Consider the following 1,233-nt stretch of genomic DNA (forward strand, 5'->3'; position numbering starts at 1 on the left):
AAAAATAAAAGCGGCTGTTTACTTTTAGGGTAGGCAGCCGTTATTTTAATAAAGGATTATATATGCTACATTATATACACTTTATAGATTATAATAATACGGGAGATATTTTATGCAGATATTATAATTTTTTTCAAGAATTGTATAAATATGATATTCATATACACAATATTATTAATATTAACTTTAATATTATAAAAAAATCAGATACTGTTATTATAGGCGGTGGTGGATTATTAGATAATTGTGAAGCATTTAATCGTGATATAAATAGAATATTAGATTTATCTGATAATGTTATATTCTGGTCATTGGGTTTTCATAAAAGGCCTAAAGAACATCATTTTTATAACAAAATAGAAGAAAATATTAGATTAGATAATGTTAAATTATTATCAATCAGAGACTATAATCATGAATCTAAAGTAAGATATGTACCTTGTGCTACTTGTATGATTCCATATTTTGATAACAATTATAGATTAATTGAAAGAGATATTGGAGTAATAAAACATTTAGGATTTAAAAAAGTATTTAATGAATATGAAACTATAGAAAATCGTGATAGCATAGAAACTATTATTAATTTTATATTAACTTCAAACATAATATTAACAAATTCTTATCATGCTGCATATTGGGCAACATTAATGAAGAAAAAAGTAATTATATATGATAAATTCGCCAATAAATTTGATTATTTGAAATACAAGCCAGTAGAATATTCTGGAAATATATTAAATGATATAGATAAATGCAATACATATAAAGATGCTTTATCTGAATCAAGAGAATTGACAATAAATTATTTTAAAGAAATTAAGATGTTCTTAAACAATGCAGAAAAAAAATATTATAATATTGGGTATGAAGAAATAGATATAATGAAAGATAATATTTATTTTATTAGCAATAGGGATATTTTAATAAATAATAATTTAAATAGATTATCAAATTTTATAAAAAAAATTATTGATAAAATAGTATGGTTTATTCCAATTAGAAAATATAGGGATAAATTAAGAAATCGTATACTTAATATGATAAAATAATTTTAATTTATATTAAAGGATCATATTAGTTTATTTACAAATTAAAGTTTAGTAATTATAAAATTCAAATATTAAAGCCAAAGTAATATCTTAATTAAAAAATAAAAAGCAAAGCATACAAAACATACACTTTGCTTTAATAATATTTTTATTTAGTTATGAACTCTTTTATTTTCTTAGC

1 protein-coding gene is annotated in these 1,233 nt (G+C 20.3%); it reads left to right on the plus strand.

From position 1 onward, the window contains the following. Window positions 1–62 precede the first annotated feature (62 nt). Window positions 63–1,052: a polysaccharide pyruvyl transferase family protein gene (locus tag EZH24_RS12110; RefSeq protein ID WP_137999321.1), complete on the plus strand. Its 990-nt coding sequence runs from the start codon at window positions 63–65 to the stop codon at window positions 1,050–1,052. Window positions 1,053–1,233: the final 181 nt, after the last annotated feature.

Origin of the sequence: Brachyspira catarrhinii, from assembly GCF_005518285.1 — a bacterium.
Taxonomy (GTDB): domain Bacteria; phylum Spirochaetota; class Brachyspiria; order Brachyspirales; family Brachyspiraceae; genus Brachyspira; species Brachyspira catarrhinii.